Origin of the sequence: Psychroserpens sp. (genome assembly GCF_036960315.1) — a bacterium.
In the GTDB taxonomy this organism is placed as follows: domain Bacteria; phylum Bacteroidota; class Bacteroidia; order Flavobacteriales; family Flavobacteriaceae; genus Psychroserpens.
This window is the reverse complement of record NZ_JBALVR010000002.1, coordinates 163,830-189,012: the sequence shown is the minus strand read 5'-3', so window position 1 is coordinate 189,012 and position 25,183 is coordinate 163,830. Positions and strand designations below refer to the sequence as shown.

Genomic DNA, 25,183 nt, shown 5'->3' with positions numbered 1-25,183 from the left:
AAATGGTTTTTATTCAATCCATTCCTTTATTATCTTCAAAAATTCGGTTAATTCGTAAGCTACAAGAAATGTCAATATAGATAGCTGATTATTCTTAAGCTTAATCCAGGTAAAAAGGTGTCGTCGTTTAAAATGGTTGAAACTACCTCAATGTGAATGCCGTTTAGAAAATTAACAATTTGTTCTAGTAAGTCTTCATCAAAATTCATGTCTATAAATATTGCCTTTGTCTTAAATTGCTATTTGATAAAACCACCTCATTTGAGGTGGTTATTTAGTGTATTTACTCTGTTTTATACGTGTTCTTCCGGACAAATAAACGGATAGTGTTTTTCGTCAATAATGGGTTTGATGCCAAAAAAATCATTAAGCACAGATTCTGAAGTACAAAACGCACCTTCTACCCAAGCTTGATCATTAGAATAGGTTTCGCCTACAATAAAAATGGCGCTATCTTTTCCCTTAATTAATTGTGAGGGCTTTCTAATGTTTCGCTGTACATCTCTCATGCTATAATGTGATTTATACGCGTGGTAGCCTGCGTTAAAAGGCGGTAGCGACCAATCCATGTATTTGGTTTCTAATGGCTCTGGTACTGCAGAATAATCGGTTTGTGGCCCAAAATGTAAGGCAGCCAATTGTTGGCGCAGTGCTTTTACCATCACTGGAGTTGCAGCTCGTGGACCTTCTAAAGGTTGCACATCTCTAGATTCTGGAATTTTGCGTTTTGCTTTTGGTCCAAGTTCGAGTGCTTTCCAAAAATCGGTGTATTGAATATCATCATAACTCGCGAGCATTCCATAGATTTTTTTGCCTTTCTTTTGAAGCGCATTGTCACCAAAATACACCACCTGTCGGATAGGCATATCAGTAATGCTTGGCCCAATGGTATCCAATTCGGCAACCTTCAATAAAAGTTGTTCTTGTTTATAAGTTAATCGCTCTCTAGTATGTGCTTCCACAGCATCAATAAATTGGGTCTTATCAGAATAAGATGTGTTTAAAATTGGTGGATGCTTTGCATGCTGTAGCTCTTTGATATATTTCTCTGGGAATTTATGATGTTTTAATTCTTCAATGCCTTCTTCCGTTAAGAAGTAACTGGTTAGTTTCGCTGGATATTTTGGTGAACCCTTAGTAGTGTCTCTCCACCATGGCGTTTCAAAGAACATGCCTACTTTATATGAGGGTTCCATAATAACCGATTCTAGATAGAGCTGCACTTTCTCATGATTGAGTACGTCCAATCCTTCTTTTTCACTATAACGTGTGGCCTGAGCGACTAACTCGATGGCACTTCTTGGCATGGCAAGAAATGCGGCGTCACAGGTTTTGCTTTCAGCAAGTCTGTCTGGAGCTTTGCGCGTAGCCGTGGTAAAATGAATGCCGTGTTTAGTATCCAAAATAGAACGCAATCGCACATCAGGATGGTAGCTAAGGATAATACCTTTCTGTTTTGCGAGTTTTACCACAGCATCAAATAAGCCAGTGAATAAACTTGAGAACCCTTTGGTTAAGGTTTTATATTCGGTTCCTGGTGTGAATTCGTCATTAACACTAAAAGACTGAGCGCTATTACTATTAACAACATTGGAAGAGTAGCCATTACCATCGGCTAAATAACTAAACCCTTCTTGCCCGAGCATATCATAGGCTAAATTCCAATAGCCAATATCTTTTAATGAATCTCCCTTTTTAAATACGGAACTTTCTGGCATCTGAATCTTGATTTCTCCATTCTGATAAAAGTCACACCATTCTCTTCGCGTTTTAGGTCCTGACTCTTCAGTAATAGCAACAGATTCTATGGTTGTGAACTCATCATCAGGTGCTGAATCGGCACCATAATTGTTGACCGCATAAGGTGCAGGTTGATTAGAATTGACATCAGAAATGTACATGTTCTTTGTTCGTAGTGACATCAAAGGATCTGCCGATTCATTAAAAGGAACGGAGAATTTTTTCAGGTCTAAGGCTTCAATGGTTTTGGTAACCACTCGATGACCTTCACCCATTGGTTTGCCATCCCAATACGAATAGCGCATGCCGCCAAGTTCTAAATAGGAATTGTTTTTATCGTCTTTATAATGCCAAGTACAAACACGAGCTCCAGGTTCTCTTGTTCCTGATTCTTTTTTTGAAAAATTATATTTCCCCCAGTCATAGAGCTCTAATACATCACCCTTTTCCAGCATCTTTTCATTTTTTTTTGTCTTCGATTCTCCATTGAGCAGTCTCCAAGCTGTGTAAAGACCAGAAGCACCTGCACCAAAAATGGAATATGTTTTTGTTTTCATAATTGATTGTTTTATGTTGAACTATTATAATTTATTTTTGTGTTGAATTCCTTTTATTCGTTGCCAATTCTTTCCATCTGCTGAGGTAAATCCTTTTTCGGAATTACAATCTCAACCAATGTAGGAAGGTTGGTTTTTTTCTTTAGATTTTTAAGAACGTCATTCAGTTCAGATATCGTTTCAGCTTTGTAACTATGGGCTCCAAATGCTTTGGCTAATGCTTGATAATCCCAAGTCGGCAAGATGTCAAAACCATCAAATTTATGCTTAGGTCCAGCTTTAAAAGAATCCATATCCACGAATACTTGTTCGATGGCATAAACGCCATTACTCATAACAAAAATCACCGAGTTCAGTTTGTACTTCACAAGTGTGGAAAGTGACTGCGCAATCATCATAAATCCGCCATCACCAGCAACCGTCCAAGAACGTTTGCCACTCCCTAATTGGGAACCAGATGTTGCGCCAGTTTCAAAACCAATACACTGCCAAGCCGCCGAAGAGATATAAGTGTTTTGAGATAATCCGTAGGCATTCGTAGCCACATACATCGATGAACTCACGCCAAAATTCATGATGATATCATCTAACATTTTTTCTTTTTTTAAGAATTTCATTGAATGCTCAAAAAAGCGATTAAATGTGATGATTTCGGGTTTTTTATTGAATTTAATATCTGAATTTGAGACCCATGGTTCTGGAAATTTTGGTTGTGCAGGTGCTTTTGTTTTTAAAGGATACGCTTTATCATCCTTGAAGCGTTCTATTAAAGCTAACATGAAATCTTTTAAAGTGACATCTTGAAAGGTGAAATAACCAACACGCATTTCCTCGGTTGTGGCGATAATTATATCTTCAAATTTGTTTTCTACAAACCACAAGTAATCATCGGTTATGATGGTCCCTAAATTGATGAAGCAGTCTGCTGCTTCTACAAGTGTTAATACCTGAGGAATTGAGGCTTGATCCGAATAGGTTCCAATAAATTTATCGCCTTTTTCATCTAAAACAGTCTTACCGAGACTCGTTGTAGTATATAACATACCACTGACTTCAATGAGCTCTTTCAATTCTTTGGTGAGCCCATGTCGTAATAGTTCTACTCCTGCAAAGATCATTGGTGATTTTGCATTTGTAATTTGTTTCCATGCTTGAGTTACGGCGTTATTGAGTGCTGCTTTTTCGCTCTTTGGAATAATAGGTTGAAGTTTCTTTTTAGGCGGTTTTGGGCAAGGTTCTAACCATACTTCTTTGTAGCATGCAATATAAACGGGTCGTTGATGCGTAATGGCAGCGATGATTAGATGATCTATTTTTTCGGCAGCACCTACCGAAGTGCTTAACGTTTCTGCCGCGACCGTTACTTTTTCAAAAATGTCTTGATCGGCATTGAGATCTCCGGTTGAGTGATGGTACAATACATTGTACATACTTCCTATTTGGCGCGCATCTGCTCCTGGAGTAGCACTAATGACTACAACTGGACTGCGTTCTACATAGGCTCCAGCAATGGCATTCAATGCGCTGTATGTACTTACGCCATATTGTAAGGATACGGCTGCTAAGCCTCGAGTCCGACCATAAGCATCAGCAGCATATGCGGCATCCAATTCATTGGAGGTTCCAATAGTTTTTATGCCATCAAAATTCTCCAGAGCTTGTGTAAAATTTTTTACATAATCTCCAGGGATTTGAAAAAGTTCAGTAACATTTAATTGTTTGAGTCGAGTAAGTAAGTAATCTGCGACAGTAAATACCTTTGTAGGTGTTTTATCTTTCATGTTTTCTTAATTAATAACTAATTGATTTGTACTCAAATTTAGCGGTTATCAACCTAGAATTTATAGGTGGTTTTACGTGATTTTAAAATCATTTTCGATTTTCGATTTATTATATTTCAGTATAAAAACAATTAATTCAATGTTAATATATTTATTATCAAGTGATTGAAATTTATTTTAATAGTTAGAACGTTTTTTTATTTCGTTTAGGAACTAAATGTTTATGACGTATTACTAAAACGTCTTTAAATCATTTTAATAATAAAAAAAACAAGTATATTTGATTGAATTTTACGCTTTTCAAAATTAGACAGCGTACGAGTAAATGAATGAAAAGGCATGCGCTTTTAAACAAAAGGCACATGTGTTTTTTTTGTTTAACTTAAAATCTAATATTATGAAAAACTCAAACCTAAAATGGATACTAATGTTACTATTGGTATGTGGGTTGTTTGAATCGTGTGCTAGTGATGATGATGAAGTTATCGATGATAATGAGGCTACAGAACTCTCTGATGCCACTACGAAACTCATTGTAGACTGGAATGAATTATGGCTAGAACTAGATCGTAATGCTACAGGAATGCGACCTAATGCCACAGCCAGATCCTTGGCTTATATTCATTTAGCAGCTTATGAAACGTCTGTTTATGAAATGGCTAGTTATACCTCAAATGAAGGCAGATTGGATGGTCTTAATATTAACGAAAATGAGCGTGCAGACCTTATTGATTTGAATGTCGCTTTAAATGCTTGCTATGCCAGAGTAACTGATCATTTTATGTATAATATTCCTGATACTATGGAAGCCTTGATTGGGGAGTTAGAGAACGAAAAGGAAAGTGAACTTTCTGTAGATATGTCTAACGCACTTATTCAAGATTCGGAAGCATGGGGGAATTATGTCGCACAGCGCGTTATCGCTTATAGTTTAACAGATACTGAAGCCGAACAACAACAATTAGAGCCGCAACCTTTATCGTACGAGCCGCCTGTGGGAGAAGGATTTTGGACCTATAGTGCAGATCAAGAAAGAGCCTTGTTTCCGTATTGGGAATCTGTGAGAACCTTTGTGATCTCTTCTGAGGAAACCTCTACAAACCCACCTCCAATTACATATAGTGAAATTACTGATAGTCCTTATTACACTCAAATGTATGAAACCTATGAACTCAATAACACAGCCAGAGAAGAGGATAATGAAGATTTATGGATTGCAGAGTTTTGGTCTGATGATGTTGAAGGTTTGATGATGAGCCCTCCAGGTCATCAGTTTTCAATAGCAGGACAATTAGTAAAGCAGTTTGATTTGGATTACGAAACTACTTTAGCGCTATTCCTTAAGTTAGGGTTTTCGCTTAATGATGCCGCTGTATCTACTTGGGCAGACAAATATGAATATATGGTGATGCGACCAAATGTATATATTGAAGAATTTATAGATTCTGAATTTGAAACTAATTTGTACCGGTTTATTTATTGGCCAAACCCATCGTTTCCTGGGTATCCGTCTGGACATTCAACATTTGCATCTGCAGCAGCTGGAATATTTATTAATGAGTTTGGTGATAGTGTTGATTTTATAGATAGAACACATGAAGCCGAAACTGAGTTTAGAGGCTCTCCAAGGCAGTTTGGTTCTTTTAGTGAAATGGCCGAAGAGAGCGCATTTTCTAGAGTTCCGTTTGGAGTTCATATGCGAATGGATTGCACAGAAGGCTATCGCTTAGGCTATGAGATTTCTGATGCTGTTAATGGCTTTAATCTCTCGTCTAATTAAATTAATAAACTCAGAAAAGCCGCTTTATTTATACATTTGATTGTGTAATGGAGTAGATTATTTTCCATCATAAGGACAGGATTGAAAATACGTTTGCAGATTAAATTTTCGGTCTTCAAACGTATCGTTGAGGATTTTAAAATTCTGAACGCGATCAATTCTAAAAGCGCGGTAATCGTTACGCAAATGACACCATGCAATTAAAATCCATTTATGATGAGTAGCATAGAAGGCGTAGGGTTCTATTTTTCGGAATGATATATTAGGATCATTTGCCTTTTGGTAATTAATTTCAACATAATTAAAATTGGTAATTGCTATTTGTATCTCAGATAAGGCATTGCTAGAAATATTCTCGTAGTTGGAATCGAAGACATGAATTTTGCTACTTAATAACTCACTTTTTTCCTGTACAGATGTTTTAAATACAGATTTTATCTTAGTCATCGCATCTTTAAAGTCGGTAGCAAAAGACAAATCGTTTGTTTGATTGACCAGATGTTGCGCTGTTATTAACGCGTTGGCCTGCTTTTCGGTAAATTGAACTGGAGCCATAGTATAACCTTCCATTAATGAATACCCTTTTCCTTCAATAGTCATTACTGGAATTCCTGCTTCTTCTAACTTTCTTATATCTCTATAAATAGTTCTCATACTAACGTCAAATTTATCTGCTAATTCGCTAGCAGTTAACAAACGTTTTGAACGTAATAATGTTAATATTGATATGAGTCTTGAAAGTTGTGACATAATAACAAAGATAGTGAACCGCATAGCAATTCACTATCTTATAATTTTGATTGACGAATTACATAATAGAGTGTAATGCAACGCGATTACCTTCTGTATCTATAAACTGAGCGATGAAACCAAATGCGCCAATGTCTGTTTTTGGCATCATAATTTTTCCGCCATTAGGTTCAACTTTTCCTAGCGCCATGTTTAAATTTTCTCCACCATTTAAATAGATAGTTGCGCCATCGGTTGTTGGGTTTTGCCCTTCACCTTCAATAATTGCACCACCAACGGCATTATTGTCTTCATCGTACTCAAATATGCCATATTTAATGTTTTGTTCTGGCATTGGATGATCTGTGATTTTAGAGTCCATAATAGTACTGTAAAATTGTTTTGCTCTGTTGTAATCTTTTACTGGAATTTCGAACCAGTTCACTGCGTTTTTCATTTTTAAATTGATTTAATTGTTAAACGAAATGCAAAGATATTTGAGCTAGTGACAGATTATGTCAAGGGTATTTTTAAGTTTATAATTTCCGAAGAAGAGGGAATTAACCTTTGGTTTTTTGGTGTTTTCCCCAACTGGCAAGAATGTCTTTTTCTTTTGCTAATAAAGAGTTTGGGTCACTATGATACTTTTGTTTTCTGTCCTTAGCAACAGCATTAGACATCCACCAATCGTAGGTGTCTTTTACCGTATCTTTTAATGGTCTATAAGTTAATCCAGCATTCATAGCGCTTTGATGATCTATTCTTGCAGAGCCATAATGATTGTCTTCAGCCATAACCCACGGAATGGCGAAGTAGATGCTATTTGATTTAAGAAACTCATAGTCATCTACCATTGTGAAAGTCGATTCTACATCAAACGTTTTGGCTGCTTTAGTCGCAAATTCATGTACAGTTTGTGTTGCTTCTGGGCCAACAGCATTGTAGGTGCCATATTGTTTGTTTTCGGCTAATCTAATGTACCATTCTGCGACATCTCTAACATCGACATATTGTACTAAATCATCATGCTTACCAGGAACTAATATCTTTCCACCTTTGGCAAAACGTAAAGGCCAATGCACAAATCGGTTGGTTCGATCTGCAGGACCAATCATATAGGTTGGTCTTATAATAATAGATCGTTCTTTACCAAAAGCTTTGATAGTTTCAAGTTCTGAATTTCCTTTCATGATACCATAATCTTGCTCATATTTTTCGTCTTCTGTGAGTCCGTCAGGCATTTCAAGAATAAGCTTTGTGTCTTCTTTTATATGATCTCCTTTGTAAGGATAATACACGCCTGTTGAAGAGGTATACATATATAAACCAGCATTGTCCTTTAATAAATTAGCTGTGTCTTTTGTCCATTGAACATTACGACCAGAATTATCAATCACGACATCCCAAGTTCTGTTTTCTAATGCTTTCAGATTATTTTCACGATCGCCAATAAGTTGTTCAACATGTTTAAAGGCATCCTTATTAACTGTAGGTATCGTTTTTCCTCTGGTAAATGTAGATACCTTATGACCTCTAGAAATAGCATAGGCTATTTGATGAGGTCCCAAAAAACTAGTGCCTCCAAGAATTAATATATTAAGTTTCTTGTTGGGTTTTTGAGTCGTTGTACTCTCTTTTTTCTCTTTTGTTTGACAACTCATTAAGCCACTTCCAACCAATGGAATAGCTAAACCAGCTAATGCACCTTTTTTTATAAAAGCCCTTCTAGAATTTCTTGTTTTCATTGACGCCTAGTTGTATCAAGTTACAAACTTAAAGATACAAAAAAAGCGCAAGTCTTTTACAACTCGCGCTCTTTAGCTATTAATCGTTAGGGATTTTCTATAGCGTTTTTTTGTCAATTTTACCTATTGGTACAAAGGTATGATTGTTAAGCTTTAAAAAAATTGATGTATGGTAATAAATTTAGTGGATGGGTAATTCTTTTCGAATTCTGCTTAAACTTTCAGTAGTGATTCCAAGATAAGAAGCAATGTGATAGTTCTTGACACTTTGCTCAATGTTAGGATATTTGTTAACGAAACTCGTGTAGCGTTCTGTGGCGGTTTGAGATAGATTAGATAAAATGCGTTTTTGAAATGCAGCAAACGCTCGCTCTAGTTTTTTTCTGAAAAAGGATTCTATTTTCGGAATCTGTGTATATAGATATTCTTTATCTTCTTTTGATAATCTATAGATTACAGCATCTTTAAGAACTTCTATATTCATTATAGATTTAGTTGTAGAAAAATACGCTGTATAATCACTTATCCACCAATCTTTAATTGCAAATTGAACCGTGTGCTCTTTTCCGTGTGAATCTATATGGTATGACCTAAGGCATCCACTATATGTGTAATATTGGGCATCTACAATATCATCTGCTCTAAGAAGAACAGTTCCCTTTTTGTAGCTCGCTTTATGAAACACCGATTCTATGATCTTTATTTCCGCTTCGGAAAATGAAAGAGTCTTAAAAATCTCGCTAATTTTAGAATTGTCGGTACGCATTAGAATTTGATTGGTATCATTAAAATACATATAACTTTTTGATTGATTGCATAAGTGTCGGTATTCTCTTTATAAAATAGATTATCGGTAAGTATTTAAGTCAAAAACCACTTTAGGTTAATAAAGTGGTTTAGGTATAACGGTCTGAATTTAAATATATTACCTTCTATTTATTCATGACTCTAGTGTGTCTACTTTTCCCAAACAAACTTTTCAAAGGCAGCATCTACAGGTGTCTTTGCAATATGATTTGTATAGTTGCTAATCACTTTTTGAGATATGCCTAAAATGATTTCCAACAATTGTCTTTGTTGGTATCCTACTGCATAAAATGCCTCTATTTCTGATTCTGAGATATGTCCTCTATTTCTAACAATAGATAATGTGGTATCCTGTAACGCTTGCAGTTTGGCATTAGGCATTGCATTTCTATTTCTAAGTGCTTCTGTCAATGCAGGATCTACTTTCATCATATGTGAGATTCCTGTATGAGCAGGTACACAATAATGGCAAGCATGTTCTACGTTTATGGTCTGCCAAACAACTGTTAATTCATCTGCATTAAATGACGACTTCTGAAACAACTCGTGTAACATTTTATAGGCTTGTAATAGACCTGGAGCTTCGGCTAAAGCACCATGAAGGTTAGGTAGCATTCCAAAACTTTTTACTGAAGCTTCTAATTGTGATTTACTCTCTTCTGGAGCTGATTCGATAGTGTGAATTTGTAATGTACTCATGATTTTAATTTTTAGTTATTATTTATGTTTTTTATAACTAAACGATTGTTTAGTTATAAGTTAAAAAAAATGTTATAAGCTTTTAAATATGTTTTCTATATAATTATATAATTGTGATTCGTTAAATACGCGTGATGCAGAGGCTAGTCCAAACATGGATATGATTAAATAATCTGCTTTTTCTTCTACTTCAATAGCATTTAGGTCTTCCTCTTTTTTTAAATTATTCGCAAACAAACTTCTAATGTTGTTTGTAAATTTTGATAACTCGTCTTTGATTTTTAGATTGGCATTCTCATCTAATTCATTTGCCGAATTGGTTATCAAACATCCTTTTCTTATCGTAGCATCTCTTGAAAACTCTATAAAATCATAGAAGTATTGCTTTAAGCCTGCAATGCCATTAGAAGATGCCTTTAGTTTGTCGGTAATTTGCCTTAACTTTTGCTTATAGAACTTTATACTCTCAAGAAAAACCCCTTCTTTACTTCCAAAACTAGCGTAGATTGAAAATTTGTTAATGCCCATTTCTTTCTCTAACATTTGCATAGAAGTGGTTTCGTAACCATTGCGCCAGAATAAATCCATTGCTTTTTCTATCACTTCTTCTTCTATATATTCTTTCTTTCTTGCCATTAATTTTTAAATACAGGACAAATCTAACCAATCGTTTAGAAACAAAAAAATAGTTAACATTTTTTTATGGAAATAGAGAAGAAGTGACATAAAGAAAACACCTTGAGCGAGCGAAGTGGTTTTTTGAATTAAGAGATTCTTATTTCTCGGTATTTAAAATTTCTTTTACTGCTTGTTGGTACTTTACTGGATTAGTTGCTTTTTTAATCTTTTTGTAGGTTTTTTGTGGATTAGAAAAAGAGCGTGAAAAATATTCCCAAAAACCTAGCATTTTCATTTTTATTGGAGTTGGACCAGATAAAGCAGCATCGTATTGTTGGTATATTTCGTTATGAAAAGCTTCAAACAACTCCCAACGGTTTTTAGGATATTCAGTCGTGTCGTTTTTTATCATACTAGGTAAAAAAGGATCTGCAATTAATCCACGACCAATCATAAAATGGTCAATACTTGGGAAACGCTCCTGCATTTTTTTAAATTGTGCTAACGAAGTAATATCTCCATTGTAATACAGTTTATGTTTGGCAACATCTATGCATTTTTGAAACGCTTCCAAATCTACGCCACCTTTATATAATTGCTTTCCAATACGTGCATGAATAGCAATATTTTTAAGTGGATATTTATCTAAAACAGGAAAGGTGTGCAATATTTCTTCGTTATTTTCGTAACCCATTCTCATTTTCATAGAGACTAAAATATCAGTTTCGCTGTGGGCACGATGTAAAATATCGTTTATTTTATTTGGGTCGCAAATTAAGCCAGATCCCATTCCGCGATTTGTAACCATTGGATAAGGACAGCCTAAATTCCAGTTGAGTTCTTTATATCCAAATTGTTGTACGTATTTGGCAACAAATAAAAACTCGTCGGCATCATTTGTAATGACTTGCGGTATAACTTCTAAGGTGGAATTGTGCTCAGGTAATAAATCGCGCTCGTAGGAGGATTTTATTTTTAGTTTTCCATTTAAACGAATGTATGGTGCATAAAACGTATCAATACCACCAAAATATTTGTTTTGTGCATTCCTAAAACGAAAATCGGTAAAGCCTTGTAAAGGTGAAGATAAAAGTGTAAAACTCATAGTTTATGCTTGTAGCAAATATAAGTGAATTGTTTTTTGTTTTGGAGTGTGATTTTTCCATAAAATCAAGCAATAAAAAACCACCTTGACTTAACAAAGTGGTTTTAGTTATTTAGATTTCGCATCAAGTGCGGAATTACAAATTATTTAATCATATCATAACTACGCTTGATAAAGTTGGTCAACTCTTCACCTTTCAGTAAGCCTTGAGACAAACGAGCCAAGTCTAAACTTTGAGTAATCAAACGTTCTTGCTTTTTCTTGGTTTTGGTGTTTAGAATTTCGCCAACCAATTCAGAGTTGGTATTCACGATGAGGTTGTACATCTCTGGCATACTACCAAACATATTCATACCGCCACCGCCGCCAGTTTGCTGCATCTCTTTCATACGACGCATAAACTCAGGTTGTGTAATTATAAACGGTGATGCATCACTATCCATAGCTTCTAATTGGACCATGAATTTTTCTGATGGAACAACTTCTTTCAACAACGTATCTAAAGTTGTTTTTTCTTCTTCGGAAAGTTTAGAAATCGCAGTCTCGTCCTTTTTGATGAGGTTGTCAATATGATCTCCATCAACACGTGCGAAAGACATATTCTCTTTTGTCGTTTCTAACTTCTGAATTAAATGCGATACAATTGGAGAATCTAATAATAGAACTTCATAACCTTTCGCTTTAGCGGATTCAATATAAGAATGCTGAGCATCTTTATCTGACGCATATAAAATCACAAGCTTGCCATCCTTATCGGTTTGGTTTGCTTTGATCTTATTAAATAATTCTTCATAAGTAAAGAAGTCACCATCAACTGTTGGATATAATGCAAACGCATCTGCTTTTTCAAAGAATTTTTCTTCGGAAAGCATTCCGTATTCAATCACTATTTTGATATCATCCCATTTCTTCTCGAAATCTTCACGATTAGCATTGAATAACGATTTAAGCTTATCTGCAACTTTACGAGTGATGTAAGATGAAATTTTCTTTACGGCACCATCTGCTTGTAAATATGAACGGGATACATTTAATGGAATGTCTGGAGAATCAATAACACCTCTTAACATCGTTAAGAATTCTGGTACGATACCTTCAACGTTATCCGTTACAAAAACTTGATTTTGGTATAACTGAATTTTATCCTTCTGAACATTTAAATCATTATTCATCTTAGGGAAATACAATATTCCTGTTAGATTAAATGGATAATCAACATTTAAATGAATATGAAATAAAGGATCTTCAAATTGTGCTGGATATAACTCGCGGTAAAAACTTTTATAATCATCGCCTTCTAATTCTGTTGGTTGTTTTGTCCAAGCTGGATTAGGATTATTGATGATATTATCTACTGTGATTTGTTTGTGAGGTTCCGACGTTTCTTTGCCTTCTTTATCTTTAGTAGTTTTAGGCGTGAACTCAGGATCGTTGATTTCTTTAGTTCCAAATTTAATAGCAACAGGCATAAACTTATTATACTTAGATAATAAGCTGGTAATGCGTCCTTCTTCTAAAAACTCTGTAGAATCTTCTGCTATATGAAGAATGATTTCAGAACCTCTTTCAGTTTTATCAGATGCTTCTAAAGTAAATTCGGGTGAGCCATCACAAGTCCAATGTGCAGCTGGCGCATCAGTATGAGATTTGGTGATGATTTCTACTTTTTCAGCAACCATAAAAGCGGAGTAGAATCCTAGTCCGAAATGACCAATAATTCCAGAATCTTTTTCAGCATCTTTATAGTTGTCTAAAAACTCTTCAGCGCCTGAAAAGGCAATTTGGTTAATGTATTTTTCAACCTCTTCGGCTGTCATACCTAAACCTTGATCGGTGATGTGAATTTTTTTAGCCTCTTTATCGATTCTAACTTCGATTTGTGGATTTCCGTATTCGCTTTTAGATTCACCAATACTCGTTAAGTGTTTTAATTTAAGTGTTGCATCTGTAGCGTTACTGATTAACTCACGTAAAAAGATTTCGTGGTCACTATACAAGAATTTTTTAATGAGCGGAAAAATATTCTCTACCGATACATTAATGTTCCCTTTTGTCATGATATGTATGTTTTAATATAATTAATTTGAATACTAGTGTGTAGTCAAATAAAATACCAAGAGATGAATTATGACAAGATGACATAAAAAAAAGCCATTCAAATGTGAATGGCTTTAAAATTATAGAGTGAGATTAGTTTTTTAATTTGGTTTCATCGTTCGTTATAGGCTCTTCTTCTTCGTTTTTATTCTTTACATGTTTCTCTAACCATTCGTCTTGTTCCCAAAGCATATGCATAATAGATTCTTTTGCAGAGTAGCCATGACTTTCTTTTGGTAGCATAACTAAACGCACTGTCGCACCTAATCCTTTTAAAGCGTTAAAGTAGCGTTCACTTTGTAGCGGATAGGTTCCAGAGTTATTGTCGGCAACACCATGAATAAGTAAGAGTGGAGTTTTCATTTTGTCGGCATGCATAAATGGTGACATATTATTGTAAACCTCTGGTGCTTCCCAATAGCTACGTTCTTCACTTTGGAAACCAAAAGGAGTCAATGTTCTATTGTATGCACCACTTCTGGCAATACCAGCAGCATATAAATCGGAATGAGATAATAGATTTGCTGTCATAAACGCGCCATAACTATGTCCGCCAACGGCTACTTTATTTCTATCAATATAGCCGAGTTCATCAACGGCATCAATGGCTGCTTTTCCGTTCGCAACGAGTTGTGTTCTAAACGAATCATTAGGTTCATCACTACCTTCACCTACAATTGGAAATGCAGCTTTGTCTAAAATGACATAACCTCTAGTCACCCAATAAATTGGTGAACCCCAAGAAGGATATACAAATTTGTTAGGATTTGTAGTACTTTGAGATGCACTAGATTTGTCTTTATACTCGCGAGGGTAAGCCCATAATATCATTGGGTATTTTTTACCTTCCTCGTAATCTAATGGCAAGTATAGGGTTCCTTCTAGACCCAAACCATCATCTCGCTTATAACTGATGACACGTTTATTGATTTTTTCTAGACTTTTAAAGGGATTGTCAAACGCCGTAATTGCGATAAGGTTATTTTTCTTATTAATATTTCTGATGTAGTAATTTGGATATTCAGTAGGAGATTCGATACGGACAAGGATTTCCCCTTTTTTCATATCAATTGCAGAGTTTAAGCTTTCTAACTTTTCTTTATATTCAGATTGATATAAGCGTTTGGTTTTGTTGCTCTTAATATTGTATTCATCTATAAAAGGAAACTGGCCTTCTTTGGTGTAACCATCTCCCATTAAATATAATTTATCGCCATTTATTTCTAAAGTGGATTGACCATACTTGTTTTTTGAGCTCACAAAATTTCCTGGATTACTATAGTTATCTTGGTAATTTCTGTCGGAAATTACTTTTGGCGTCTCTTTTGGGTTCGACGGATTAAAAACATAAGTTTTTAAATTTCGGGTATTTCTCCAATAATCATAAGCAATAGCTGTGGTTTCATTTCCCCATTCAATGCCACCAAAGCGTTGTTTGGTTTTTAAAATTTGTTTGGGTTGACCATTAAATGGTGCTTTAAGTTCATAAACTGCATCTCTAAATTCAACGTCAATAGCAGGATCTCCATTATCAAGAGCTTCAGTCCAAACTAATGTTGCAGGTTGATCTCCGCGCCATGACATCCCACGTTTTCCCTTACGTGTCGCCATAAATCCTTTTGGTCTTACTTCGTCTAAAGGCACATCATTTACTGTTGTAATGGTCTTGCCATTCATATCGTAAATGATACTTTCATTTGGGAATCTGGTGTATGTCACGAGGTATGAATATGGTCGTTTAATTTTCATGACTTTCACAAAATTACCATCAGGGGAAAAACTAATACCGCGATACATCTCTGGATTTAAGAAATCATTAATGGTTCCATTTATTGATACTTTTTTAATTTCTGAAAGCGCTAATTGCTCAAAATTAAACTCATCGTTTGGTGTTTTTAATAAATCCTGATAGGTTCTGTTTTGTGCTTTTGATCCATCACTTACTGAGACTGTTGGTCCAGTTGGTACAGCAATGGCTGAATCAATTAACGGTTTTCGATTACTTGGAAGCATTTTTACGAGTAAGTTCTTATTGTCTTTAAACCAATTGATAGTACTTCCCATATTAGCATTTACGGTCGCTTTTGTTAATTTGGTTGCTTGGGCTTCTGCAATATGTAATACCCAAACTTCCACACCAGAAGCCGTTGTATTCAAACATGCTATCATGGATTCATCAGGAGACCAACTAAAACTTGAGAGCCTCGCATTTGCTGGCAGACCAGAAACTTGTTTTGCGTCTTTATCACTCGTCTTTTTTACTTTAATATTTGTTATGTATCTCGTTCTACTTCCGATATTAGTTACTGGATTAATTCGCAGTCCAGCAAGTCTTAACTCCGTTTCCGATAGCTCAGCAATAGATTTGTATTGATCGCGATATAGCAAGACCATATGTTCACCTTTACTATCAATTTGTACACCTGGGGCTAATTCTACATCAGCAAGTTCTAGAATTTCATCAGGAGGTTGTTGATAGGTTAGATTTTCTTGGGCGTAGCTTCCAAAGGCTATAAAAAGAGTAAATAATTGAATGAGATGTTTCATTTTATATCTGAATATTTGTTAGTCCTTGAAGATACTAAAATTATGATTTATTGAGGGAATTACGAGGTTAAAATTAAATCATAAGGAACACGTGTTTTATATTACTATGCATGCATAACGAATAGGTTTCCGTTTAAAAAAAAGTACTACTGAAATGGTTAAATTGCAATCACTTATTTAATACAAAAAATACTATGTACAATTCCAAGATAATAGGTTTAGGACATTATGTTCCTGACAATGTGGTCACGAATGCTCATTTATCCAAAATGATGGATACTAATGACGAATGGATACAAGAGCGTACCGGAATTAAAGAACGTCGTTGGGTTAAGGAAGGCTCAAGAGATACAACGGCGACCATGGGAGTCAAAGCTGCTAAAGTTGCTATTGAACGTGCTGGTTTAGATAAAGACGATATTGATTTTATCATCTTTGCGACTTTGAGTCCAGATATGTATTTTCCGGGACCAGGTGTTCAAGTACAACACGCTTTAGATATTAAAACTGTTGGTGCTTTAGATGTACGTAATCAATGTTCTGGATTTGTGTATGCGATTTCTGTAGCAGATAACTTTATTAAAACAGGCATGTATAAAAACATACTTGTGATTGGTAGCGAATTACATTCGCGTGGATTAGATAAAACGACACGTGGTAGAGGAGTATCTGTGATTTTTGGAGATGGAGCAGGAGCTGCAGTTTTAACTAGAGAAGAAGATACGAGTAAAGGGATTTTATCGACGCATTTGCACTCACAAGGTGAACATGCAGAGGAATTGGTCGTTATGGCACCAGGAATGGGAACGCGTTGGGTGACAGACATTATTTCTGAAGACAATCCTAATGACGAAAGTTATTATCCTTATATGAATGGTCAATTTGTGTTTAAAAATGCTGTGGTTCGTTTTAGTGAAGTGATTATGGAAGGTTTGATGAAAAACAACCTTCAAGTCGATGATATTGATATGTTAATTCCGCATCAAGCTAATTTACGTATCTCGCAGTTTATACAGCGTAAGTTTAAATTGGGAGATGACCAAGTATTTAATAATATACAGAAATACGGAAATACAACAGCAGCTTCCATTCCAATCGCATTAACCGAAGCTTGGGAAGAAGGTAAAATCAAAGAAGGCGATACGGTTGTCTTGGCTGCTTTTGGTAGTGGTTTTACTTGGGGAAGTGTGATTATGAAGTGGTAATAAATCCCTTCGAAAAAAAAGATCTCATTGTCAATAATCAAAATTCAGTTTACTAGTGATAAGGTATAATCATCTACTAATTTCAAATTTGAACGATAGAAACTGAAATAAATCAATTTAAAAACTTTTAAATCATAGATACAAAAAATCCCAAAGTTTATGCTTTGGGATTTTTCTGCTATTAACCAATTTTACTAAAAACACTAAAACTATAAAATAGTGATTTGTTTAAACTGCTTAACCTTAAAACTTATCACATACTTATTACGCTAGAATGCCTAATTTATTTCATCTCTTAACATTTTTAACTATCAATTAACACAACGCGGTGTTTTTCGATTTAGGGACTAAAAAAAATCCGCAGTTTGCACTACGGATTTTCTTGCTATTAATCATTTAAAATTTTGTCTAGTACTTAGAGCTAATCTTAATAAACCAAATGTTATGTATAGAAGATTTGTCGTGAAGTGAATGCCTATATTACATTGAATATTAAACTTTAACACTTCTTTATAAAAATAAAAATAAAAATAAAAACCCAAAACGAAACGTCTTGGGTTTTCTTATTTAGTAACCAAACACTAACACTAACCATCAACTATTATATGTAGGTTACTAAACTTTACTTTATTTTTATATGAATCCGCCTCCAGATTTTTCGTCTTTATCTCTATTCTTACGAGATTTAGCACGATATTTTCCACCACCGAAACGGTAATTAAGTCCAAGATTCCAAGTGTTGCTTTCCCAATTAAATTGAAGATCTTGTCTCAAAGGCCTATGAGAATTGCCAGAGAACTTCATCGTATTAAATACATCATTGTAGCTAAAACTAAATGTAGCCTTTCCTTCCAAGAAGTTATAACGCATTCCAAGATTTACGAAGTGCATTGCATCCTGTTCGAATTGGATACTTTCGTTCGCTCCACGATAAAAAGCAAATGCAGTAAACGATAACTTATTATTCACTTTAAAGTTATTAAAGACTCTAAAATTATACGCTACATTGTCAACTTCTACAGATTCTAGAACAATATCGGCCTCTGTTGCTGTTTCAGCTGGCGCCGTTAAACGTTCACTAATACTTTTCTGTGTTTGTGAATACAAATCAAAACTTCCGTTAAGGGACCACCATGATGTTGGACGATAGCTAGAAGATATTTCTAATCCGTAGGCAGATGTATTTGAAAAATTGTCGTCTGTTACGATTAATCGATTAAAATCTGCTCTATCCACAAGAATTACAGTCGAGATTTCTGTCTTAATTCTTCTATAAAAAACACCTCCAGTGATGCTTCCTTTTTCTAATTTTCTTGTGTAATTTGTTTCAAACGAGTTTGTAAACTGAGGTAATAAATCTTGATTACCAAACTTAGAAATTAAAGGTGTATTAAATTCTGGTAAGGGGTTTATTTGTCCAACGCCTGGTCTGTCAATACGTCTGCTATAACTAAATTGATAAGAGTTCTTTTCTGAAGCTTGCAAGGTTACAAATGCCGAAGGATAAAGTTCAAAATAATCATTATCAAAAGGTGTCACTGTAACTTCATTTGTTATTAAATCCGTCTCCTCAGCTAAAGTTTCAACATTTGCAGATTCAGCACGAAGTCCTAATTGAACATTCCACTTGTTTATTTTTTTGTTATAATTTACATAAGCCGAGTAAATATCTCTACTATAATCAAAATTAGTTAATGAAGGAATATAACCACCATTTGCATTTTGAGAACGTCCATCAGATTCATAGTTTATAGTATTATTAAATAACCTAGCTTGAAGACCTAATTCTAGTTTTGTAGTTTCAGATAATGGATCAACATAATCTAAGTTAATCGAAGTACGATCTCTTTCAGTATGTGTTAATTCGAAAAAGTTAGGTCGGTTATTTGCGCTTCCAGAAAAGGAATTATTTGATTCAGAATCGCTATCGTAGACGTTATAATCTACCTCAAGTTCTAAATTCTGACCTTCTTTATCAAAATCTAATTTATAATCGAAGTTATATTGTTCAGACGTGTTATCTCCATCACTGGTGATAAATTGATCTTGAAATGTACCGTTGCCAAAAACGATGTCAGTTTCTGCATCTGTTCCACCATCAAATGAATTTAGGTTAGTAAAAACCGATATCGTGTTTTTTTCATTAAGATAAAAGTCAAGCCCCACTTTAAATGCGTGAGATTTTTTAGTGTCTAGAACTCTTACATTTTGAATTGTATTCTGATCAATTCTATTGATTAGTCCATAGTTAAAACTCTTTGAGATATTATTACTATAGTTGCCATACAAGTTGAATTTACCATTTCTATAGTTCATATTTAATGCACTATTAAATTTTGGTCGTCTTTCGTAACTAAAATTTGTACTTAAGCTTCCATTAAATCCAACCATAGAATTTTTGTGTAGTACTATATTAATGATGCCACTCATACCATCTGGATCATATTTAGCAGAAGGGTTTGTAATTAACTCTATAGATTTAATTGCACTTGAAGGGATTTGTTTAAGTAATTGCGCAGTAGGTATGTTTGATAGTTTCCCATCAACCATAACACGTACGTTTTGATTTCCTCTTAAACTAATATCTCCAGTTTGTGTATCTATGCTTACCGAAGGAATTCCTACCATAAGTTCTGAAGCAGTTCCACTTGCAGCAAGGTCTTTACCAATAGTAATGACCTTACGGTCTACTTTTTGTTGTATAGTAGAAACTTCAGCAACTATAGTTACTTCGTCTAAACTAGCAATGTCTTCTTCTAAAAAGAGATCTCCAAGCTTTATATTACGGTTGTTTTTGCCAATTGTTACTTCCTTAACTATGGTTTTATAACCAATGTAAGTGATTTCAATTTTAATAACGCCTTCAGGTAATTTTTTAATTTTGAAGTTCCCATTATCCTCTGTAATTCCACCAGTAATGATAGCGTCGGATGCATCTTTTATAATAACATTCACATAAGGTAATGGTAGATTAAGCGTTGCATCTATAACTCTGCCTGTTACAGTGCCATCTCTTAAATCTAATTTTGGGGGTTGTGCAAATGCCATAAGGGCAAATAGAAAAATGCACAATTGTGTGATTTTTTTCATTTATTGATTGATTGTTTTGATTGATGAGTCTTATTGCTTAATAAAACGGTTGTTATCTCATAGACGACAACTATGCAGATGTGTTACTTATTTTAACATGCTTTTAACATTTTGAGCTTAATACTCAAGATGTGAATGCTATTTTTGTAGAAAATTATTTGGAATGAATAAAAAAACTTTGGTCGTTGGAGCGTCTTTAAAACCACAACGTTATTCCAATCTTGCAATAAATCGATTGGTAAGTCATGGGTATGAAGTTGTTGGATTTGGCTTAAGAGAAGGCAAGGTTTCTGGAGTTGCTATTGATACACATTTGATGCCTTATAAGGACATTCATACGATAACCTTGTACCTCAATCCCGAACGACAAAAAGCGTTTTATGACTATATCATTTCTTTACATCCTGAACGGGTTATCTTTAATCCAGGAACCGAAAACCCCGATTTTCAGAATATTTTAAAACAAGAAGGTGTTTATTTTGAAGAAGCTTGTACGCTAGTTCTATTGTCTACGAATCAATACTAGTCGATTGCTTTTTTGAAATTAAAAATAAGCCAAGCATAGTGATTAAACCATTAATTGGTAATACTTCCCAATGAAATTTATAAGTGCCAATAATTGAAACTGGTAAAGATGTTATTCCGTAAGTAATAAGAATAGCTACTAAACCAACAATCCATGCATATTTATCTTTTATACCTTTTTTGGTTAAGATTCCGAATGCAAATAAACCTAATAAAGGACCATAAGTAAACGTGGCAAATTTGAATAGATTGCTAACAACACTGCCTTCTAGAGTATTAAAAATAATAACAACAATTATTAATACTAATGACACGCCAATATGCACTTTTTTACGAAGTGGTTTTTGTAGAGATGCTTCTTTCTTTTCAATATTTAGAAAATCTACAGAGAACGAAGTCGTTAAAGACGTTAATGCACTATCTGCACTACTATAAGCAGCAGCAATTAAGCCAATGATGAAAGTTATGGCAAGACCAGTTCCTAAGTTTTGATTCATCGCTATTTCAGGGAATAAAAGGTCATTTCTTGTCCTTCCATCTACCACCGGAATGTCGACACCAAATTTTTCAGCATAGATAAATAATAATGCACCTAAGCTTAAAAAGACAAAGTTGACTATGACCAATAAAACGGACATAGAAAACATGTTTTTTTGTGCATCTTTTTTGTTCTTGCAAGTCAGGTTTTTTTGCATCATATCTTGATCTAAACCTGTCATAGCTATAGTGATGAAAATTCCTCCAATAAAGTATTTCCAGAAATAGACTGTTGCATTCACATCATCAAAAAAGAAGATTTTGCTTTTAGATTTGAAGAGATCATTATTTATAATTTCTGAAGCTGACCATTCCAACTTGTTAGCAATTAAAACAATTGCCACAACAACACTAGTAAGCATGGCTAGTGTTTGTAATGTATCTGTCCAAACAATGGTTTTTATGCCACCTCTTTTGGTGTAAATCCATATTAAAAGAATAGAGATAACAACAGTAATCCAAAACGGAACACCTAATTCCTCAAAAACAATGTATTGCATAGCTAAGGCTACTAAATATAGTCTAAATGACGCTCCAGTGACTCTTGATAATAAGAAGAAAAATGCACCAGTTTTGTAACTCACTTTACCAAATCGATGCTCTAAGTATTGATAAATAGAAGTCACATTAAGTCTGTAATACAAAGGCAGTAAAACAAAAAGCACTATTAAATATCCCACAAAGAAACCAAAAACACCTTGCATATACGCAAACTGTTGCCCATCCACTATTCCAGGTACAGATATAAAAGTAACACCAGATAAGGATGCGCCAATCATACCGAATGCTACAACGTACCAAGGCGATTGTTTTTTAGCTTTAAAAAACACCTCGTTGGAGTCTTCTTTTCCCGTGAAGTAAGAAATTAAAATAAGTACTCCAAAATAGGCTAATATGAGTATAATGATGGCATTCGTCGACATAAATGGGGTTTTAACAAGACTTTATTAGAAAAATCTTATTTTAGCAAAAAATTGTAAACAATATTAACCATTTAAAATTAAAGTAGCATAATTGCCTATTTAATGCAATTATCTATGATAATTTTGTCCTAAATTTCATTAATAATGAAAAAGATATTACTCGTCTTCGCATTTGCTTTTTTTGCTATAACATCTTGGTCTCAAGAGTATAATAACATGATTTCTCAAGTCGAAGACTATACTGTTGCTGAAATCGTTGAAGAGGCGGAAACTTACTTTGATACTGCTGGTAGAGGCAGAGGAACAGGCTATAAATCGTTCAAAAGATGGCAGTATTTTGCTGAGCGTAACATGGATGAAACGGGAAAAACAAAATCACCGCAATTTTATCAGCAAGAGCTCGAAAACTATAACGCATATTTAAATTCGGGTGATGTGTTAGCAAGAACCACAGTGGGTACTTGGGAAGAAATGGGACCTACTTCATGGAATGCAACATCTGGATGGAATCCAGGAGTAGGTCGTATCACGTCGATTGCAGTTGACCCAAATACACCAACTACAATGATTGTGGGTTCAGTAACTGGAGGTATTTGGAGATCTACTGATGGAGGCCAAAACTGGACAGTCTTAACAGATAACTTATCTAATATTGACGTTTTTGCCTTAGCTATTGACCCAAAAAATCCTGCTATTTATTATTGGGGATCTACAGGAGGAACAATTTTTAGATCAACAGATTCGGGTAGCACTTGGAATTTTTACTCTGATATAGGAAATGGAAACATTAATAAAATATTGATTGACCCAACAGCAAATAGCACAAAAATGTATGCTACGGCACAAGGTGGTGGAATTAATAAATCAACGGATAGTGGATTAAATTGGACGCAAATTACCGGTGGGAGTGGATACGATGTAGAGTTCAAGCCAGGTGATCCTAGTGTTGTTTATGCTTCAGGAAACAGTTTCTATTATTCTAATAATGGTGGAGCATCATTTATAATAATTCCATCTGTGGCAACTTCTGGACAAAAAATGATTGGTGTGTCTGCAGATGATGCAAATACAGTTTATGTTCTTGAAGCAAGTGGAGGCGTCTTTAATAATTTATATAAGTCTACTAATTCGGGAATTAGTTTTACAACTTTAAGTCATATAGGAAAAAATTACTTTGGTTATAGCTCTTTAGCAGATGATAATTTAGGACAGGCACCACGAGATATGGATATTGCTGTTAATCCAACTAACATTGATGAAGTGCACATAGCTGGAATAAATACATGGAAATCAAGTAATGGAGGTGCTACATTTAGTATTACTTCTCAATGGACACCAGGGAATGCTCAGTTTGAAGGTATTGGCTATTGTCATGCCGATGTAGATATTTTGGAGTTTGTAGGCGACAAGTTATATGTTGGTTCAGATGGAGGTGTTTACGTAGCAAATAATACAACAGTTGTAAATACTAATTTTTACACGGATTTAACTAATGGTTTAGGAATACGTCAATTCTATAAAATTGGTATAAGTCAAACAGATCCTGTAGTTGTTACTGGAGGTGCTCAAGATAACGGATCATCCGTTATGAATGCTGCTGGTAACTGGACCGATTGGTTAGGTGCAGATGGAATGGAAAGTTTTATTGATAAGAACAATTCTCAAATTTTATATGGAACCAGCCAGTTTGGGTCTTTATATAAAAGTACAAATGGTGGATCTAATCTTGCAGGAATCTCTCAGCCTGAAGGTAAAGGTGGGCAAAATAATTGGAATTGGATTGTACCATTTGAACAAGATCCAATAGATGGTAATGTGATTTATGTGGCTTACGATGAGGTGTATAAGTCAATAGATGGAGGTGCTACTTGGGCATCTATATCTACAAATTTTGGTGCTAATATTGATCATTTAAAAATATCTCCTATTAATAACGATATCATGTATATGGCAATTAATGGTAACTTTTTTGGAACCTTAGATGGAGGTGCTAATTGGTTTCAATCACCAACTTTAAATTTAGGCGGCGGAATTGTTAATAGTATTGCGCCTCATCCTACAGATGCAACTAAGGTTGCTATAGCGACGTCAGGATCTGAAAGAGTATATGTGAGTACTAATAACGGTATTTCATTTACTGGTGCTGAGTTTGATCTACCTGCATTTCCTGCTCAGGCTATTGCATATCAAAATAATGGACAGGATGGTATGTATGTCGGAATGAATTATGGCGTATACTATAAAGATAATACAACTCCGAACTCTTGGTTGCCTTTTAATAATGGTTTGCCAAATGTGCGTATCAACGAATTGGAAATTAATACTGCAGATGATAAAATTTATGCTGGAACTTTTGGTCGTGGACTATGGAGATCTAGTGTCTATGACTCCTCCTTAAGTGTGAGCGAATTTGATTTAGAAACCTTTAAAGTGTATCCAAACCCTGCTACAAATAGTGTCACATTAAATTGGGATAAGAACGAACCTGTTACAATTAAAATATATGATGCCTTAGGTAAATTGATGTACTACACGAAAAGCAAAAATATCTCAGAACCTACTAATATAGATGTGTCTAATTATGCGTCTGGTCTATACTTTGTTAAAATTAATAACGCAGTTGGATCAATAACCAAAAAATTAGTTATTAAATAGCATATTATCAAATACATACTAAAAACCTCTATTGTTACGACGA

At 34.7% G+C, this 25,183-nt stretch carries 17 protein-coding genes; 4 read left to right on the top strand and 13 right to left on the bottom strand.

Annotation, left to right across the window (positions count from 1 at the left end; genetic code table 11):
• Positions 1–293: 293 nt before the first annotated feature.
• Together V7719_RS04465 and V7719_RS04460 are read right to left on the bottom strand one after the other, a co-directional pair.
• Positions 294–2,297 carry a hypothetical protein gene (locus V7719_RS04465; protein WP_335728670.1) on the bottom strand — a complete coding sequence of 668 codons (2,004 nt, stop codon included), beginning with the start codon at positions 2,295–2,297 and terminating at the stop codon, positions 294–296.
• Between the two features lie 53 nt (positions 2,298–2,350).
• The gene (locus V7719_RS04460; protein WP_335728669.1) at positions 2,351–4,078 is read right to left on the bottom strand and encodes an alpha-keto acid decarboxylase family protein; all 1,728 of its coding nucleotides are present in this window, start codon (positions 4,076–4,078) and stop codon (positions 2,351–2,353) included.
• 397 nt (positions 4,079–4,475) lie between these two features.
• On the opposite strand from V7719_RS04460, the gene V7719_RS04455 reads away from it, so the two are divergent.
• Positions 4,476–5,858 carry a vanadium-dependent haloperoxidase gene (locus V7719_RS04455; RefSeq protein ID WP_335728668.1) on the top strand — a complete coding sequence of 461 codons (1,383 nt, stop codon included), beginning with the start codon at positions 4,476–4,478 and terminating at the stop codon, positions 5,856–5,858.
• A 57-nt stretch (positions 5,859–5,915) separates the two neighbouring features.
• Here V7719_RS04455 and V7719_RS04450 read toward each other — a convergent pair whose 3' ends face one another.
• The 9 genes from V7719_RS04450 to V7719_RS04410 form a co-directional block, all read right to left on the bottom strand.
• Positions 5,916–6,608 (bottom strand): helix-turn-helix transcriptional regulator, encoded by a 693-nt coding sequence (locus V7719_RS04450; protein ID WP_335728667.1) that lies wholly within the window; start codon positions 6,606–6,608, stop codon positions 5,916–5,918.
• 58 nt (positions 6,609–6,666) lie between these two features.
• The gene (locus V7719_RS04445; RefSeq protein WP_335728666.1) at positions 6,667–7,044 is read right to left on the bottom strand and encodes a VOC family protein; all 378 of its coding nucleotides are present in this window, start codon (positions 7,042–7,044) and stop codon (positions 6,667–6,669) included.
• A gap of 103 nt (positions 7,045–7,147) precedes the next feature.
• Positions 7,148–8,332, bottom strand: a complete 1,185-nt coding sequence (locus tag V7719_RS04440; protein WP_335728665.1) for an NAD-dependent epimerase/dehydratase family protein — start codon at positions 8,330–8,332, stop codon at positions 7,148–7,150.
• 181 nt (positions 8,333–8,513) lie between these two features.
• Positions 8,514–9,098 carry a Crp/Fnr family transcriptional regulator gene (locus V7719_RS04435; RefSeq protein ID WP_335728664.1) on the bottom strand — a complete coding sequence of 195 codons (585 nt, stop codon included), beginning with the start codon at positions 9,096–9,098 and terminating at the stop codon, positions 8,514–8,516.
• A 191-nt stretch (positions 9,099–9,289) separates the two neighbouring features.
• Entirely contained in the window at positions 9,290–9,838 is a 549-nt protein-coding gene (locus V7719_RS04430; protein WP_335728663.1) for a carboxymuconolactone decarboxylase family protein, read from the bottom strand.
• Positions 9,839–9,910: 72 nt separating this feature from the next.
• Entirely contained in the window at positions 9,911–10,474 is a 564-nt protein-coding gene (locus V7719_RS04425) for a TetR/AcrR family transcriptional regulator (RefSeq protein ID WP_335728662.1), read from the bottom strand.
• 139 nt (positions 10,475–10,613) lie between these two features.
• On the bottom strand, positions 10,614–11,561 hold the full coding sequence (locus tag V7719_RS04420; RefSeq protein ID WP_335728661.1) for a tRNA dihydrouridine synthase: 948 nt from the start codon (positions 11,559–11,561) through the stop codon (positions 10,614–10,616).
• A 143-nt stretch (positions 11,562–11,704) separates the two neighbouring features.
• On the bottom strand, positions 11,705–13,618 hold the full coding sequence (gene htpG, locus V7719_RS04415) for a molecular chaperone HtpG (RefSeq protein ID WP_335728660.1): 1,914 nt from the start codon (positions 13,616–13,618) through the stop codon (positions 11,705–11,707).
• 133 nt (positions 13,619–13,751) lie between these two features.
• Positions 13,752–16,205: a prolyl oligopeptidase family serine peptidase gene (locus V7719_RS04410; protein ID WP_335728659.1), complete on the bottom strand. Its 2,454-nt coding sequence runs from the start codon at positions 16,203–16,205 to the stop codon at positions 13,752–13,754.
• A gap of 194 nt (positions 16,206–16,399) precedes the next feature.
• On the opposite strand from V7719_RS04410, the gene V7719_RS04405 reads away from it, so the two are divergent.
• Positions 16,400–17,410, top strand: coding sequence for a 3-oxoacyl-ACP synthase III family protein (locus tag V7719_RS04405; protein ID WP_335728658.1), 1,011 nt, complete (start codon positions 16,400–16,402; stop codon positions 17,408–17,410).
• Positions 17,411–18,043: 633 nt separating this feature from the next.
• Here the strand turns inward: V7719_RS04405 and V7719_RS04400 are convergent.
• Positions 18,044–20,500, bottom strand: a complete 2,457-nt coding sequence (locus V7719_RS04400) for a TonB-dependent receptor domain-containing protein (protein WP_335728657.1) — start codon at positions 20,498–20,500, stop codon at positions 18,044–18,046.
• A 163-nt stretch (positions 20,501–20,663) separates the two neighbouring features.
• Between V7719_RS04400 and V7719_RS04395 the strand changes: the two genes are divergently transcribed.
• Positions 20,664–21,026 (top strand): CoA-binding protein, encoded by a 363-nt coding sequence (locus V7719_RS04395; RefSeq protein ID WP_335728656.1) that lies wholly within the window; start codon positions 20,664–20,666, stop codon positions 21,024–21,026.
• Here V7719_RS04395 and V7719_RS04390 read toward each other — a convergent pair.
• Positions 21,010–22,485, bottom strand: a complete 1,476-nt coding sequence (locus V7719_RS04390) for a sodium:solute symporter (RefSeq protein ID WP_335728655.1) — start codon at positions 22,483–22,485, stop codon at positions 21,010–21,012. The two genes, V7719_RS04395 and V7719_RS04390, sit on opposite strands and share 17 nt — an antisense overlap.
• A 144-nt stretch (positions 22,486–22,629) precedes the next feature.
• Here V7719_RS04390 and V7719_RS04385 point away from each other — a divergent pair, with 144 nt between their 5' ends.
• Positions 22,630–25,140: a T9SS type A sorting domain-containing protein gene (locus tag V7719_RS04385; RefSeq protein ID WP_335728654.1), complete on the top strand. Its 2,511-nt coding sequence runs from the start codon at positions 22,630–22,632 to the stop codon at positions 25,138–25,140.
• Positions 25,141–25,183: the final 43 nt, after the last annotated feature.

Bases quoted from the DNA above. Each gene is read 5' to 3' on its own strand.
- V7719_RS04465 (WP_335728670.1), bottom strand. From the start codon at position 2,297: ATGAAAACAAAAACATATTCCATTTTTGGTGCAGGTGCTTCTGGTCTT.
- V7719_RS04460 (WP_335728669.1), bottom strand. From the start codon at position 4,078: ATGAAAGATAAAACACCTACAAAGGTATTTACTGTCGCAGATTACTTA.
- V7719_RS04455 (WP_335728668.1), top strand. From the start codon at position 4,476: ATGAAAAACTCAAACCTAAAATGGATACTAATGTTACTATTGGTATGT.
- V7719_RS04450 (WP_335728667.1), bottom strand. From the start codon at position 6,608: ATGTCACAACTTTCAAGACTCATATCAATATTAACATTATTACGTTCA.
- V7719_RS04445 (WP_335728666.1), bottom strand. From the start codon at position 7,044: ATGAAAAACGCAGTGAACTGGTTCGAAATTCCAGTAAAAGATTACAAC.
- V7719_RS04440 (WP_335728665.1), bottom strand. From the start codon at position 8,332: ATGAAAACAAGAAATTCTAGAAGGGCTTTTATAAAAAAAGGTGCATTA.
- V7719_RS04435 (WP_335728664.1), bottom strand. From the start codon at position 9,098: ATGCGTACCGACAATTCTAAAATTAGCGAGATTTTTAAGACTCTTTCA.
- V7719_RS04430 (WP_335728663.1), bottom strand. From the start codon at position 9,838: ATGAGTACATTACAAATTCACACTATCGAATCAGCTCCAGAAGAGAGT.
- V7719_RS04425 (WP_335728662.1), bottom strand. From the start codon at position 10,474: ATGGCAAGAAAGAAAGAATATATAGAAGAAGAAGTGATAGAAAAAGCA.
- V7719_RS04420 (WP_335728661.1), bottom strand. From the start codon at position 11,561: ATGAGTTTTACACTTTTATCTTCACCTTTACAAGGCTTTACCGATTTT.
- htpG (WP_335728660.1), bottom strand. From the start codon at position 13,618: ATGACAAAAGGGAACATTAATGTATCGGTAGAGAATATTTTTCCGCTC.
- V7719_RS04410 (WP_335728659.1), bottom strand. From the start codon at position 16,205: ATGAAACATCTCATTCAATTATTTACTCTTTTTATAGCCTTTGGAAGC.
- V7719_RS04405 (WP_335728658.1), top strand. From the start codon at position 16,400: ATGTACAATTCCAAGATAATAGGTTTAGGACATTATGTTCCTGACAAT.
- V7719_RS04400 (WP_335728657.1), bottom strand. From the start codon at position 20,500: ATGAAAAAAATCACACAATTGTGCATTTTTCTATTTGCCCTTATGGCA.
- V7719_RS04395 (WP_335728656.1), top strand. From the start codon at position 20,664: ATGAATAAAAAAACTTTGGTCGTTGGAGCGTCTTTAAAACCACAACGT.
- V7719_RS04390 (WP_335728655.1), bottom strand. From the start codon at position 22,485: ATGTCGACGAATGCCATCATTATACTCATATTAGCCTATTTTGGAGTA.
- V7719_RS04385 (WP_335728654.1), top strand. From the start codon at position 22,630: ATGAAAAAGATATTACTCGTCTTCGCATTTGCTTTTTTTGCTATAACA.